At 34.4% G+C, this 16130-nt stretch carries 10 protein-coding genes; 1 reads left to right on the top strand and 9 read right to left on the bottom strand.

Going from position 1 to position 16130, the window contains the following annotated elements; translation table 11 throughout:
• Nucleotides 1-97: 97 nt before the first annotated feature.
• From AC3VI6_RS10770 to AC3VI6_RS10730, 9 genes are all read right to left on the bottom strand, one after another.
• A complete protein-coding gene (locus AC3VI6_RS10770; protein ID WP_497706168.1) occupies nucleotides 98-970 on the bottom strand; it encodes a cation diffusion facilitator family transporter in 873 nt (290 codons plus the stop codon).
• Nucleotides 971-1082: 112 nt separating this feature from the next.
• Complete coding sequence (locus AC3VI6_RS10765; protein ID WP_274633455.1) at nucleotides 1083-2036, bottom strand: acetyl-CoA carboxylase carboxyltransferase subunit alpha; 954 nt, start codon at nucleotides 2034-2036, stop codon at nucleotides 1083-1085.
• Nucleotides 2037-2137: 101 nt separating this feature from the next.
• Nucleotides 2138-3037, bottom strand: a complete 900-nt coding sequence (locus tag AC3VI6_RS10760) for a DMT family transporter (RefSeq protein ID WP_274633454.1) — start codon at nucleotides 3035-3037, stop codon at nucleotides 2138-2140.
• Nucleotides 3024-4109: an LptF/LptG family permease gene (locus AC3VI6_RS10755; RefSeq protein WP_497706167.1), complete on the bottom strand. Its 1086-nt coding sequence runs from the start codon at nucleotides 4107-4109 to the stop codon at nucleotides 3024-3026. The genes AC3VI6_RS10760 and AC3VI6_RS10755 overlap by 14 nt, the downstream gene beginning before the upstream one ends.
• Nucleotide 4110: 1 nt before the next feature.
• Nucleotides 4111-5241, bottom strand: coding sequence for a tRNA guanosine(34) transglycosylase Tgt (gene tgt / locus AC3VI6_RS10750; protein ID WP_497706166.1), 1131 nt, complete (start codon nucleotides 5239-5241; stop codon nucleotides 4111-4113).
• A 159-nt stretch (nucleotides 5242-5400) separates the two neighbouring features.
• Nucleotides 5401-6249 (bottom strand): 23S rRNA pseudouridine(2604) synthase RluF, encoded by an 849-nt coding sequence (gene rluF / locus AC3VI6_RS10745; RefSeq protein WP_497706165.1) that lies wholly within the window; start codon nucleotides 6247-6249, stop codon nucleotides 5401-5403.
• Between the two features lie 131 nt (nucleotides 6250-6380).
• Nucleotides 6381-7328: a PorP/SprF family type IX secretion system membrane protein gene (locus AC3VI6_RS10740; protein WP_497706164.1), complete on the bottom strand. Its 948-nt coding sequence runs from the start codon at nucleotides 7326-7328 to the stop codon at nucleotides 6381-6383.
• An 8-nt stretch (nucleotides 7329-7336) separates the two neighbouring features.
• The gene (locus tag AC3VI6_RS10735; protein WP_497706163.1) at nucleotides 7337-13165 is read right to left on the bottom strand and encodes a T9SS type B sorting domain-containing protein; all 5829 of its coding nucleotides are present in this window, start codon (nucleotides 13163-13165) and stop codon (nucleotides 7337-7339) included.
• Entirely contained in the window at nucleotides 13113-15989 is a 2877-nt protein-coding gene (locus AC3VI6_RS10730; RefSeq protein ID WP_497706162.1) for a hypothetical protein, read from the bottom strand. Before AC3VI6_RS10730 ends, AC3VI6_RS10735 begins: the two co-directional genes overlap by 53 nt.
• On the opposite strand from AC3VI6_RS10730, the gene AC3VI6_RS10725 reads away from it, so the two are divergent.
• Nucleotides 15970-16098 carry a hypothetical protein gene (locus AC3VI6_RS10725; protein ID WP_497652032.1) on the top strand — a complete coding sequence of 43 codons (129 nt, stop codon included), beginning with the start codon at nucleotides 15970-15972 and terminating at the stop codon, nucleotides 16096-16098. The genes AC3VI6_RS10730 and AC3VI6_RS10725 overlap by 20 nt on opposite strands.
• Nucleotides 16099-16130: the final 32 nt, after the last annotated feature.

The raw sequence follows: 16130 nt of genomic DNA, 5'->3' as shown, positions 1-16130 counted from the left end.
AGGGTCAAGTAGTAATTTGTATTTTCTTTTCTAGGCTAGAAAAAAACATTTTAATCAATCTTAAAATTTAAACTTACCCTTTTAATTCTTATTCAGTTTAATAATCATTAGGTTCTATATGAATTAAAACATGACCTAAATCTGGAAGTTGTTTTCTTAAATAGTCTTTTAATTTATGTGCAATATCATGTCCTTCTTTTACTGTAATAGTACTATCTACAATGGCGTGTAAATCTACATGATATTTCATTCCTGCTTTACGTACAAAGCACTTTTCGGTTCCTAAAACACCTGCTACTTCCAACGATTTTTCTCTTATTTCTTCTATTAAATCGTCATACACATGTTCATCCATTATTTCACCCAAAGCTGGCCTAAAAATCAGGTAACTATTGTATAAAATAAAGAAAGAGGCTAATAAAGCTGCCCAATCATCTGCTGTTTCATAACCTTCTTTAAAAATAAGTGCTATCGAAATTCCTATGAATGCCATGATAGAAGTAATCGCATCACTTCTATGGTGCCACGCATCTGCTTTTAGAGAAGAGCTATTGGTTTCTTTACTTTTTCTAATAACCACTTGAAAAGATATTTCTTTCCATACGATAATTGCTCCTAAAACAAGTAATGTCCATGCTTTAGGTGTTTTATGAGGTGTTTGTATGTTCTGTATACTTTCATAGGCTATAATCGTTGCAGAAGTTACTAAAAAGGCCACTACCACAAAAGTGATTAAAGGTTCTATTTTTCCGTGTCCGTAGGGATGGTTTTTATCTGCGGGTCTTTTGGCATATTTCAACCCTAATAATACTAAAAGAGAAGAAAAAATATCAGTGGTAGATTCAATTGCATCTGCTATTAAAGCATATGAATTTCCAAAAATACCTGCCAATCCTTTAATAATTGCTAAGCTAGTATTACTTAAAATACTAAAATAAGTGGTTTTTATAGCTAATTCTTCTTTACTCATGAAGTTTATCTTTCTCTTTTTAATGAGATACTACGAAGGTACTTGAAAACTATTGAATAAAAAAAACTCGCCGATTGGCGAGTTTTAATTTGTAGTAAGAATATATTAAAGACTACTCTTTAAATACTCCCATATTTGCATATTTTTCCATACGTTGAGCAACTAAATTAGCTTCAGTTAACTCATTTAGCTCTTTGTAAGCTTTTAAAATTTGTTCTTTAACGGCTTCAAAAGTTGCAGATCTATCAGAATGAGCACCTCCTAATGGTTCTTTAATGATATCATCAACGATATTCAATTTCATTCCATCTTTAGCTGTTAACTTTAATGCCTCAGCAGCTTTTTCTTTTTGCTCCCAGCTTCTCCATAAAATTGTTGAACAGTTTTCAGGAGAAATAACTGAATACCATGAATTTTCTAACATATATACTCTGTCTCCTACTCCAATTCCTAAAGCTCCACCAGAAGCTCCTTCACCAATAATTATAGTGATAATTGGAGTTTTTAAATGAGTCATTTCAAAAATATTACGAGCAATTGCTTCTCCTTGTCCACGTTCTTCTGCTTCTAATCCTGGGTAAGCTCCTGGAGTATCTACAAAAGTAACAACTGGGATTCCGAATTTTTCAGCCATACGCATTAAACGTAATGCTTTACGGTATCCTTCTGGATTTGCCATACCAAAGTTACGGTATTGACGCGTTTTTGTGTTATACCCTTTCTGTTGACCGATAAACATAAAAGACTGATCTCCTATTTTACCTAAACCACCTATCATGGCCTTATCGTCTTTTACACTACGATCACCATGCAACTCCATAAAAGTATCTCCACAAAGCGCCTTGATATAATCTAATGTATACGGACGATTTGGGTGACGAGATAACTGTACACGTTGCCATGCAGTTAAATTTTTATATATGTCTTTCTTTGCTTTTTCTAATTTTTCTTCGATTTTTTTACATGTTTCCGTTACATCTACTTCACTTTCTTCTCCAATAATCTGACATTTTGCCAACTGATCTTGTAGTTCTTTAATTGGCATTTCAAAATCTAAATATTCCATTATTGTATATAATTTGATTTTCTAATTTTCTAGTTAGTCGTTTGTAAAGGCAAACATACTAAAAAATTGTACAGTTTACCTTGATCGTTTTTCTTAAAATACTATTTTTTAATCATTTTCTTTTTTATGGAAGAGGCATTTTTTAAAACTCCGTTAAGCAACACTACAAACAAAACAATAAAAGCTCCATAGTAAAACTCTGGATTCATTTGTTCTTTTTCTCCAAAAATTATGAGTGCCAAAATAATAGCATATATAGGTTCTAAATTGATGGTAAGCATTACTGTATAAGGAGTTAAATACTTCATCACTTTAACAGAAGCTATAAAAGCATACGCTGTACAAATACTACTTAACACAAATAAATATATCCAATCGGTTGTTTTAATTTGGAAAAACTCTATTGAAAATTGTTGTGTAAATAACATGTATAAGGTTACTCCTAAAACGCCAAATAACAACTGATAAAAAGAAATTGTATTTGCATCATGTTTTTGAATAAATAATCCGTTTAATACCGAAAATAATGCTGATAAAAAAGCCGATATCAAAGCATAAACAATTCCTAAAGTATATTGACTTTCAAAATTGAATATGATGTACAAACCTGCAATTACAAGTAAGCCTAAAACAATTTCAATAAGCTTTACTCTTCTCTTAAAAAAGAAAGGTTCTATTAATGAAGCAAAAAAAGCTCCTGTACTCATCGTAACTAATGCTACTGATACATTCGACACTTTTATCGCCTTGAAAAAAGTTATCCAGTGTACTGCTATAATTATTCCTGAGATAGCGAACTTTACTAAAGCTTTCTTCTCTATTTTAAATGTTTTTTTTCTGATTAGAAAATATACAGCTATAAAAATAACTGCTAAAAACATTCGATACCAAACAAGCGGAACAGCATCAATTGATATTAATGCTCCTAGTATTGCTGTAAAACCCCAAATAAAAACGATTACATGTAGGTGTAGGTAGTTTCGTAATTTATCTCCTTGCATTTATGTATAAGTAAATAGCGTATATACCAAAAACAATATTTGGCATCCAAACATTTAACAAAGCATTAGCGCCTGCTACTGCTCCTAATACTTCTGCTACTTTTAAAAAGAACACGTAAATAAACATTACTGCTATTCCTATCGCTAAATTAGCTCCAATACCTCCGCGAGTTTTTTTGTGAGCTAAAGCTACAGCAATCATGGTTAAAATATAACTAGCAATAGGTAAACTGGTACGTTTATACAGTTCTACTAAATAAGCATTTAAGTTTTTGATTCCTCTTTTTCTAGACAAGTCTATGAATTTCATTAATTCTGGTGAATTCATTTCTTGTGCCATTATATTTTTGTAGTTGAAATCTGTGGGAGTAAAAGTGAATGCTGTGTCCAAGCTTCTTCCTGAAAAAATACTATCTCTACCTTTATATATTTTTCGAAGTTTCCATGTGCTTAATTTAAACGTGCTGTCCTTTTCATTCCAGTTAATGTTATCTGCCATCAACTTACTTTTTAGCTTGATACCATCATATAAATCTACTGAAAAGTTATATCCTGAATTTCGTTTTAGATCATATCGCTGAAGATATACATAAGTACTATCATTCAATTGTAAACTAAACTCTTGTATTGAAGTATCTGAATATTTTTGCTTTTTTAGGTACTCTTTTTCAAATGCTTTTCTTGTTTTACTACTCGTAGGCACAAAAAAGTGATTCATTGAAAGCGCTATTAAACAAACAATAGTAGCTCCTATAAAATATGGATATAAAAAACGAGTAAATGATACTTGAGAACTATTTATGGCTATAATTTCGGTATTACTTGCCAATTTTGACGTAAACAAAATTACTGCGATAAACAGCGCTAATGGCATGAAAGTATTAGCGTAATAAATGATAAAATTCTTGTAATAATCGTTTGCTACCTCAAAAAAAGTTAAGTTTTCATGACGTAAAAACTTATCTATCTTTTCAGCAATATCAATCGCTACTGCAATAGGTATTAGAATTAATAAGGTAAACAAAAAAGTTACCAGATAACGCTTTAGTATGTACCAATCTAGTTTTTTCAAGTTACAAACGTTTATCCATTTGTTTTACCATTTTGTCTTTCCATGTAGCAAAATCTCCTGCTATGATATGTTTACGTGCTTCACGCACCAACCACAAGTAAAATCCTAAATTATGGATAGAAGCGATTTGTTTTCCTAACATTTCTCCGGAAGCAAACAAGTGACGTAAATAGGCTTTTGAGTACATAGTATCTACCCAAGTAATTCCCATTTCATCAATAGGAGAAAAATCATTTTCCCACTTCTTATTTTTAATGTTAATGCTACCATGTGCCGTAAATAACATTCCGTTACGAGCATTACGTGTTGGCATTACACAGTCGAACATATCTACTCCTAAAGCAATATTTTCTAAAATGTTGATTGGTGTACCTACTCCCATCAAATAACGAGGCTTGTCTTCTGGTAAAATTGCTGTTACCACCTCTGTCATCGCGTACATTTCTTCTGCAGGTTCTCCAACTGACAATCCTCCAATTGCATTTCCTTCAGCGTCTGAATTTGCGATATACTCTGCTGATTGTTTACGTAAATCTTTGTAGGTACTTCCTTGTACAATTGGAAATAACGTTTGATTGTATCCGTATTTTGGAGGTGTGTTATTAAAGTGTTTTATACAACGATCTAACCAACGATGTGTCATGTGCATCGATTGTTTTGCGTAGTTATAATCACATGGGTATGGTGTACACTCATCAAAAGCCATAATTATATCTGCTCCTATGGTACGCTGTGTATCCATTACATTTTCAGGAGTAAAAAAATGAGTTGATCCATCTATATGACTTTTAAACTTTACTCCTTCTTCGTTAATTTTTCTTCTTCCTGATAACGAGTATACTTGGTATCCTCCACTATCAGTTAAAATATTACGATCCCAGTTCATAAACTTATGCAAACCTCCTGCTTGTTCTAAAATAGAAGTCTTCGGACGTAAGTATAGGTGATAGGTGTTTCCTAAAATAATATCAGGATTTATCTCGTCTTTTAATTCTGATTGATGTACTCCTTTTACCGTAGCTACAGTACCTACAGGCATAAATATTGGAGTTTCTATGGTTCCGTGATCGGTAGTAATAACACCTGCTCGTGCTTTACTTTTAGGATCGGTTATTTTTAAATCAAATTGCATAAGTGGCAAAGATACACATGTAAGTTGAATGTTAAAAAGTGTATTCGTTAAAAAGTGTAAAAGTTGAAATTTGGTTTCTTGTTTATTGTTTCAAGTTTTTCACAATTAAAAAAACAACCACTCACTACTCACCACTCACTACAGACTACTAAGAATAAACTACTTTCTCCTTCTTCCAAACTTGTTTTTAAATTCTCCTTTTTTATTAGAAGTTGTATTCTTTTTAGAAAAAATTTTGGCTTTCGTTTCTGTTGAAGTACTCTCTTTTTCTGATGTTTTGTGTGTTTTAGAGGAAGCTGATACAAGTTTGTTAATCTCGTCCATCTCTTTAGATGTTAACTCACGCCATTCTCCTACTTTTAGGTTTCCTAACGTTACATTCATAATACGTGTGCGTTTTAATTTTGTTACTTCGTACCCTAAGTATTCACACATACGTCGAATTTGACGATTTAAACCTTGTACTAAAACAATTTTAAAGGTAGTATTGTTAATACGCTCTACTTTACATTTTTTGGTAACTGTTCCTAAAATTGGGATTCCGTTACTCATTCGTTTCATAAAACGTTCATCAAAAGTTTTATCTACCGAAACTATATATTCCTTTTCATGATTGTTACCTGCGCGTAAAATCTTATTTACGATATCACCATCATTGGTTAAAAAAATTAATCCTTCCGAAGGTTTATCTAAACGTCCAATAGGAAATAATCTTTGTGGATGCCCAACAAATTTCACGATATTTTTACGCTCTTTGCTATCGGTAGTACAAACTATTCCTACAGGCTTATTTAGAGCTATATATATGGTTTTAGGTTTTGCTTTTAATGGTTTTCCATCAATTTTTACCACATCTCCTTCATGCACTCTATTTCCTAACTGAGTAGGTTTACCGTTTATCGTTACTCTACCTTCAGTAATAAAGCGTTCTGCTTCACGACGTGAACAAATTCCTGTACTACTAATGTACTTGTTAAGATTTATTGATGTATCGTTATTGTTTTCCATTTTAATCAAAAAAAAGACAGTCTCAAAAGTACTAAATATTGTCATTTTACGAATTAAGAGAATCAGATTTCTCGACTTCGCTCGAAATGACCTACTCTCGAGACTGCCTTGTATGTTTTAGTTTTTATCTTTTAAAACATCATCATTTTTTGTGTACAACGTGCTAAACTTTGTCTTCTTTCATAATCAAACCCTAGCGTTATCATGTGTGTACCGTAGTTAAAATCTTGTGTTTTGTTCATGTTAACACTAAATCCGTATGACAAATAAAGATTATCTTTCTTTATACCAAATAACGGCGCAATAGCGTTTGGTTGAAAAAACTGATCGTTTAAGAAGGTATAACTTAAACCTGCCCAAACATATCCATCTCTAATACCTTTTCTAGCTTTAACGTTTACATCGGTTTTAGAACGCCCTGTAGCTTCTCTATATTCATATAAAATAGAAGGTTCTAACTCAAAATCTCTACTGATTCTTGATAAGATATAAGAAGAATACACTACATATTTTCGTAATTCTTCTGGTTCTCCTGATAAAAAGTTTTCTACATCTCTATTCAATAAATTAACTACGTTGGCTGTAATACTGAACTTTTCAAAACGGTATAATAAACCTACATCAAAATTAGAGTGATTTATGGCTCTTGAAGGTTTACCGCTATTCGTATTGTCTTGCGAAGTGTCTTGACCAAATTGAATAAAACTATAGCTCAACGCAAACGATAAGAAACTATCGTGAAAGTCACTTAGTGTTAAGTGACTTGCGAACGATAATTTTGCTCCTTTTTGAGTGGTAAATCCATTACTATCATTAAATAATGAAATACCTCCACCAAAAGTATCTGCGATACGTGCTTCAACAGTTAATGATTGTGTATCTGGTGCATCTTTTACACCTATCCATTGGCTTACTCCGTTTAATCTAACCTGTAATCCTGTACCAATACCTGCATAGGTTGGTGAAATTACAAACGGATTATCTGCTAAATGACTTACATACTGCGGCATTTCTACCTCTTGTGCAGCTATATTTACACTACTAAATACTACACCTAAAATTATTAAAATCTTTCTCATTTTTCTTCTTATCTATATAGTGTAAAGTGTCCCATTATTTTCTTCTCTTGTCCTGATAACTCTTTAAAATAAATAGTGTACCAGTAATCACCTGAAGGTAGTGGTCTACCATCATAAGTACCATCCCATCCTTGTTGGATTCCTTGGAAGTTGATGATCTTACGAGCATATCTATCATAAATAAATACTTTAATATCATGATAATCTTCTACTTCACGAGGGTACCAATAATCATTGTCTCCATCTCCATCTGGTGAGAATAAGTTAGGAATTAAGATAGAAATATACTCTCCTCTTACTGTTAACGTAACCTCACAACCTCTTGCATCTCTAACTGTTATGGTATAGTCTTTTGTTTGTAAAATTGTAAACTCATTATCTGGTTCAAAATCACCTCCATCTACACTATACTCATACGGTGGTAATCCGAAATCTGCATTAGCAATTAAGGTGTTTTTAACCGAATCATCAATAGTCATAGTTAATGGTTGAATATCTTCAATACTAATAGGTGTACTCATAGAACTTTCATTACAACCTGTTGTTGTATGGGTAGCAGCTACATAATAACCTATTCCTGCTGGTGTATCAAAAAACTCTCCTTCATTATTTGTTGCTATTGGGGTTCCGTTACCATCATATAACGTATAAGACATCGAATTCTTATACTTATCGTCAACAATTGCTTTGATAATATTTCCTACCTCACAGGTATACGCAAAATCTACAGTTAATTGTAAATCTACCGGTTCTTGAGTTGTTAAAGTTATAGGTGTTGCTGGATTACATCCTGCTTCATCTCTTACTGTAATATAGTAAGACATACCTCCTTGAATGTTTTCAGCTGCTCCTAATACAATTGTGTTTGTTGTGTAAGCATTTGGTAACTCAACATTGTTAATACTTACATAATAAGGGTTTGTACCTCCTTGAACATCTAACGTGATTGTTGGTGTTGGATCTGTACTACATACTTGCTCTGTAACTCCTACCAATGTTGCTGTAAATTGTTGTGGTTGATCAATAACTACATCAATAGTATCAATACATCCAACCTTATCTTTAACAGTAATGGTATACGTACCTGCTGTTAAGTTTCTGAACACATTATCGGTAACAAATTTACTTGGTGGATCTGTACTAATGTTGTACTCATATCCGGTTAAGTTACCTCCAGAAGCTAATACTGTAATAGTACCATTGTTTCCTCCAAAACAACTTACATCTGTATGATCTTCATCAACTACTAAAGGTTGTGGTTCTTGAATTGTGTGCGTTGAAGCAGTGTCTTCTGTACATACTTCTCCAAATCTATTGGTACTTCTTACTCTAATTTTATATGTACCAATATCTAAACCTCCAAAACTATTCGATGTTTGCCATGTTCCATCAACTGGATTATTACTACCATCTAACAATTGATATTCGTAATTACCGAAACCGCCTGCTACAGTTGCTGATAACACTCCATTAGCATCTCCATTACAGGTAACAAATCCTGAATCGACTACTAAAGTTGGTACTAAAGGTTCATATGCATTAACCGTTACTACAACTGTATCTTCACAATTATTATCATCACGTACATAGAATGTTTGAGAACCTGAACTTACGTTTATAAACGTATTGTTAGGAACAAAATTCACTCCATCGCTACTATATTCATAAACGCCTGTACCTCCTATTGCACTCACTACTACGGTTGCAGCATTGTTACAAGTTATATCTGCAGTGATATTTGCCGAAGCTTCTACTTCTGAAGGATCAATTATATCCACCTGCTCTGTATACGTACAGCTATATTTATTATCCCTAACAGTTACTGTGTAATTAGTACCCGCTGGTAAATTGCTAAATGTATTTGATAACTGTTCTACTTGCGTTACTCCGTCAGGATAGGTTAAAATATAACTATAACTTACAGTTGCATCTTGTGTTTGACCTCCTGTTACATTAGTTACTTCAATGGTTGCTGTTCTTTCTCCTTCACATAAGTTTGGAGTAACAGTTACATCTGCTGCCATATTTGTAGTTGGCTGTAATCTAAATGTAAATGTATCTTCACACCCTGTAACATCTCTAACTGTTGCTGTATAACTACCTGCTGCTAGCCCAGTAATTCTTCTATTACTATCAAAGTTTTGAACTGGTGTAGCTGGTGCTGCATCATTTACTAATTGATACTCATACGGTGCCCAACCTCCTTGAGCTTCTAACAAGATTTCTCCAGAGTTAGGAAAACCACATTTAATATACATTGGTGTACCAGTTAATGCCAAGGCAGTTGCTGGTTCTTCAATTATAAAGTTTTCACTTTGTGCTTCACAGAATGGACTGTTAGTTCCCATATCTATTCGTACATGGTACTCTCCTGCTACCAATCCTGTGATTGTTTCTGGTGTACCTGCTGTTCCTGTTCCTGACACTGCCATTGCTGTACCTGTGGTAGCATCGTAAACAATATAACTATAACCACTTGTGTATGGTGGTGTAGCTGCAGCTGCACTAAGATCTATTGTTGCACTTCCTGTACCACCAAAACAAGCTCTTTGAATATTACTTACTAATACATCAAAGGTAGGTTCTGCTTCTACTGTGTGATACTCTGTATATATACAATTGGTATCTCTATTTTCTAACTCTACTCTATAAGTTCCTGTTGCTAATAATGTTGTAAAATCTCCATCTGTATTAGTTCTAGTTTCTAATAGAGCATTCGTATCATCATACAATCTAAATTCAAAATTTGCTAATGCTCCTCCTGTATTTATAGTATAGGTAGCTTCTATATCTTCTCCTTCATTACAATCAATAGTTCTTTGTGGGGTAATTGTTACACCTGTAATTGCTACATAAGCATCAATAGTAGTGTTTTCTACTCCTGAACATCCTTTATCGTCGTAAACAGTGATTTGTACTGGACCACCTGAGGTATTCGTTGTACTAAAACTTGTACTCGGACCGTCTTGGGTTATTGGGCCGCTTCCATCTGCTGGCGTATAAACAAATACATAACGTGTATAATTTGTTGAACCTCCTACTGTTCCTGCTGGAATAGTTACCGTAGCAACATCTACAGTGTTACCTGTACTACATCCAAATTGTTCTACAACTGGTGTACTCGGTACTATTGGAGCATATTCATCTATTACAATATTGGTAACCGTAAAAGTACATCCATTTGTTCCCTCTCCTGTAACTGAGTATGTTCCTGGTGGTAAATCTGTTATCACATTTCCTGTAATCGTTCCTGCTACTGGAGCTATGCTATACGTTAATGGTAAAATACCATTATCTACAGCTGTTAAAGTAATCCTACCAGAATCATCTCCTGAACATAAACTAGCCTCGGCTAATGCTGTGAAATTAGGAGTTTCAGCATCTTGAATTTCAATAGTTTTAACTACTGAACATTCTGGTGTTGCTCCTGCATCGTAAACTGTTACGGTATATACTCCTGCTACCGTAGGATTCAGCGTTAATGTTGTACCTCCTAAATTCGTTCTTCCTGCTGCAATACTTGGTCCTGCAACTTCATAAGCATAACTACCTGATCCTGAAGTTACTTCTAATGCTACAGTTGCTGCCATTGGTGTATTACATGTTAACTTCTTAGTCTCTGTTAATGTAAATACTAAATCTGGTGTTATTGTAACATTCGTTGGGGTACCTTCTGTACATCCATTAGAATCTACTACATTTACTGTATAAGCATCTGCTGCTAAATTGGTAAATGTATAATTTGCAGCATTCAGTATTTGCGTTTCTACTACTCCACTTCCGTTAGATAATGTATAAGTATATGTACCTGTACCTCCTGTTGCTGTTACTGATATACTTCCTCCTATTGAAGAATCGCATGAATTGTCATTCTCAGTTACTGTAAATGTTACCGCTGCTGGATTTGCTATAATTACTTGATCAGTTGACTCACAATATAATCCTGTAGCACCATTTTTATCTCGTACTACTACTGTATAATCTCCTGCTGGTAAGTTCGTAAAGATATTGTTTGAACTAAACGTGTTACCTGCATAAGCAACTCCTGGGGTAGCTGTTTCTTCTAATTGGTACACATAATCTCCCCAACCTCCTGATCCGGTGGCTGTAATAGTAGCATCTGAACCATTGTAACAGCTTACTACTGGATTAGTAACTCCTGTTACTGATAATGAATCTGCTGGTTCTGAAATGGTAAAGTTTGCACTTTGTGCTTCACAGAATGGACTGTTAGTTCCCATATCTATTCGTACATAGTACTCTCCTGCTACCAATCCTGTGATTGTTTCTGGTGTACCTGCTATTCCTGTTCCTGTTACTGTCGTTGCTGTACCTGTAGTAGCATCGTAAACAATATAACTATAACCACTTGTGTATGGTGGTGTACTTGGTACAAAACTTAATACAGCACTTCCATTATTATCTCCTTTACAATCTACATCATCTATATTGGTAATTAAAATATCAAAGGTAGGTTCTGCTTCTACTGTGTGATATTCTGTATATACACAATTGGTATCTCTATTTTCTAACTCTACTCTATAAGTTCCTGTTGCTAATAATGTTGTAAAATCTCCATCTGTATTAGTTCGAGTTTCTAAAAGAGCATTCGTATCATCATATAATCTAAATTCAAAATTTGCTAATGCTCCTCCTGTATTTATAGTATAGGTAGCTTCTATATCTTCTCCTTCATTACAATCAATAGTTCTTTGTGGGGTAATTGTTACACCTGTAATTGCTACATAAGCATCAATAGTAGTGTTTTCTACTCCTGAACATCCTTTATCGTCGTAAACAGTAATTTGTACTGGACCCCCTGAGGTATTCGTTGTACTAAAACTTGTACTCGGACCGTCTTGGGTTATTGGACCGCTTCCATCTACTGGGGTATAAACAAATACATAACGTGTATAATTTGTTGAACCTCCTACTGTTCCTGCTGGAATAGTTACCGTAGCAACATCTACAGTATTACCTGCGCTACATCCAAATTGATCTACAACTGGTGTACTCGGTACTATTGGAGCGTATTCATCTATTACAATATTGTTAACCGTAAAAGTACATCCATTTATTCCCTGAGCAGTAATGGTGTAAGTTCCTGCTGGTAAATCACTAAATACTACATTGGTAATAGAAGAAACTCCACTATCACCATTTGGATCAGGACTAATGGTATACGTCAATGGTAAAATACCGTTATCTACTGGTGAAACTGTAACTTCTCCTGTTGAACTTCCAAAGCAAATGTCTGTTACTGTAGCTGTTGCCGTGAAACTAGGGATAACAGGGTTCTCTACAGTAATCTGTTTCGTCTCAGAACACCCTGAAGTTACATCAGTAACTGTTACATTATGTACTCCTGGTGATAATGATCCTACATTTACAGTTGTTGCCGGTGAAATGATAGTTCCTGTTGTACCAGTATCAAATGAATAATCATAATTCCCTCCTGTACCAGAAGTGATATTTATTTCTATTTGTCCATCATTACCAGGGACACAAGTAGCGTTTCCTGCTGGTCTCAAGTCAAAGTCTATATCTGGATGAACTATTACTCCATTCAGAGTGTCAGTACAACCATTTGCATCTCTTACAACAACATCATAACTACCCGGTGTTAATCCTTCTGCTATATAAGTCGTATTAGTCGTTGGAGAAGTAAATGTAGTTCCTCCATCTACAGAATAACTATATGGAGCTGTACCATTATTAACATTAATAGCTATTGTTTTATTTACATCACAACTTGTTGGAATTGCTGAATTTATAGTTGGTCTTTCACTTACCATTAAACTTTCTGGTTCGTACTGTTCTTGTACAGCTATTACCATTACTATCGGTTATAGTTATATTAATACCTGTTACATCTAATGCTGGGTTTATTACATCTCCATAAGCAAATTCAATAGTATTTCCTATAATTGTTGCATCTCCTGGATTAAAATTAGTAGAAGAGGATACTGAATAAGTGTATGGTGCAGTACCACCTGTTACATTGTCTACTCGTATAACTCCATTTCTACTACATGTTATTGTATCATCTACTACTGTAAGATTCGCATTAATAGGTGCAGTTTCTAATATTTCTATATTTGGACTAGCAAATGTACAGGTTCCTGCACTATTTTTAATCTCTAAATAATAAGTTCCAGGTGCTAAAGTTCCATTTGAAGTTGGTAAAATAGGATCTAAATTACTCTGAGAACCTGTTTCTATTGAAGTAGAAGCACCAGTTGTAACGTCAAGGTTGAAAAGTTCCCAACTAATTGGTGGTACACCTCCATTTAATAAGTTAGATTTTGTATCATCAATATCAAACTGTAAGCTACCAGTTGCCCCTCCATTACATGACTGACTTAGAATTGAAGGAGTTATTACTACGTCAATGTCAATAATAAAAGTATCGTCAACTTTAATACAATCATCATCTCCTAGATCTCTTACAAAGAAGTAATAAGTTCTTCCTGGGGTTAAACCAGTAAATGTATATGTTGTAGAAGCTGTACCTCCAACAGGCACCCACCCACCAGGTCCTGGTGCATTTTGTATTGTATTATAAGTATATTCATATGGACCAATACCACCCGTCACATTTACTACTGCTTCTGCACCTGTACTACAATCAGCTGAATTAGTTGTAACATTTACAACTAAAGGGCTCACCTCATATGGCATTGTATAAGAACCTAAGTTATTTAAACAATAAGTTATTGATTCTGTGGCTATATCAGTTATTCTAATAGCTGGAAAACTTACAGTACCATAGTTAAAATCTGGATTTCCTGTTGTACCTCTAAAACTAGGGCTATCTTGCCAAGTAACTCCATTATCAACACTATATTGAATTTTTTGAGAAGGGGATACTGGTGGTACGCCAGTAAAATCATAACCAAATAATGTCTCATTACCTGTAAAAGGAGTTCCACAAATAGGTCTTACTGGTACTATTGTTGCAACCAAAGCAGGAGGATTAGTTAATGTAAAACTAAACGTATCCTCACATCCTAAATCATCTGTGATTGTAATTGTATATGAATCTGCTATTAAATTGTTAAAACTAAAATTAGTCCCCGAGAAATTATTAATTGTGTTAATAATTGTATTAGAACTGTCTCTAATAACAATAGTGTGAGGAGCTTGACCTGTGTTTGTTACTATTTGACCGTCTACACTACCTGTGTCTCCATTACATGTTGGTTCATTCACAGTAGCGGTAATATCAACTGGTGTTATTGTATTAATAACTACATCTTCAATAAGATATTCACAATACGGTGCAACTCCATTGTTATCTCTTACGTAAACATCATAAGTTCCTGCTGCTCTTGTAACAGGGTTTGTTGTATCAAAAGTTCCTGCAGGAGAGCCGTCGTTTACTACTGAGTACACGTATGTTCCTGCACCAGTTCCTCCCGTTGCATTTATTAAAATTTCTCCATCATTACAACTAGCATCAGTTGGTGTTGCTGTTGCAAACAACTGAGGGGTAATCGTTACCGTATCATCCAAATAACAACCTTTTCCATCTTGTACTCTTACAGTATGGTTACCTGGTGATAATCCTGAAATAGTAAATGGATTTGTGCTTACTGGAGTGAAAGTTGTGCCTCCATTTAAACTGTATGAATAATCCCCATTTCCAGTTAAAACAGTTACTAATATTTCTCCATTTGTTCCATCATAACACTGAGCTTCAGCAGTAAAAGTTACTGTCTCTATTGGATCAACTGTCACAGTCACAGAACCTGTACATCCTAACCTATCGGTTGCTACTACTGTGTAAGTCCCTTCTGGCACATCTGTAAATGCTATAGAATTGTTTGAGCTATCTAATAATTCATAAGTATACGTTGGTCCGTTACCTCCACTTGCATCTGGAGTAATTGTAGCTCCTGTAGCAGGATTACAAGTAATCTCTTTTGTTATGGGTGCTACTACTGTTACTACACTTGGATCTGTTAAGGTTGCGCTTACTGTTTGCTCACATGCTGCAATTCCTCCTACTGGACGAACTTCAATTGTATGTGTTCCTGCTCCTAAGTTATTTATTGTAAATAGATTTGTAGCAACCGCTATAAAAGCTCCTCCATTTACAGAATATTCTAAATTTCCTGTAAAATTCGCTCCTTCAATAGTAATGGTTCCATCAGAGTTTCCAATACATCTAGGGTTTGTTTGTGCTGTAACCGATGCTGTAAATTGATTATTAGGCTCTACGTTTACTGTTATTTCTGTAGAACAACTACTTCCGTATTCAACCGAAATAGTATGTGCACCTACTGCTACATTGTTAAATACATTGTTTCCTGTTTGTGAATTAGCTGTATCTCCATCTAACGTATAAATGTAACTTGGATCTAAAGGATCAATCGTAATATTTCCTGTACCATCACAATTATAGGTTATTGAACTTGTTAACGTTGGTTCTGCTGGTAAATCTGCTATTGTTACCGTATTTAAAATTCTTTCACAGCCATTTGAATCTTCTACTTTTGTCTCATAATCTCCTGCTGGTAAATTAGATACTGATGTTCCTGCTATTTGTGTATAAGCTCCTCCTCCTACTAATCTATAATAATAAATGTAAGGTGCTGTTCCACCTGTTGGTGCTGTAAAACTTATCGTTCCTAAAATAGTGCCTGTAGGGCTACACATTAAGTCTGTTTTACTTGCTGAGCCTCCTGCTAATGCTGTTGGAACATTAATCGTTTCTGTTGATGTGGCTACTGGTGGACAACCGTTTGCATCACTTACTGTAATTTGATAAGTACCATCTCCTAATCCTGTAAAACTGTA

The organism is Tenacibaculum sp. TB-56 (assembly GCF_059716275.2).
The sequence above is the reverse complement of the archived record's forward strand: the minus strand, read 5'-3'. Positions and strand labels throughout refer to the sequence as shown.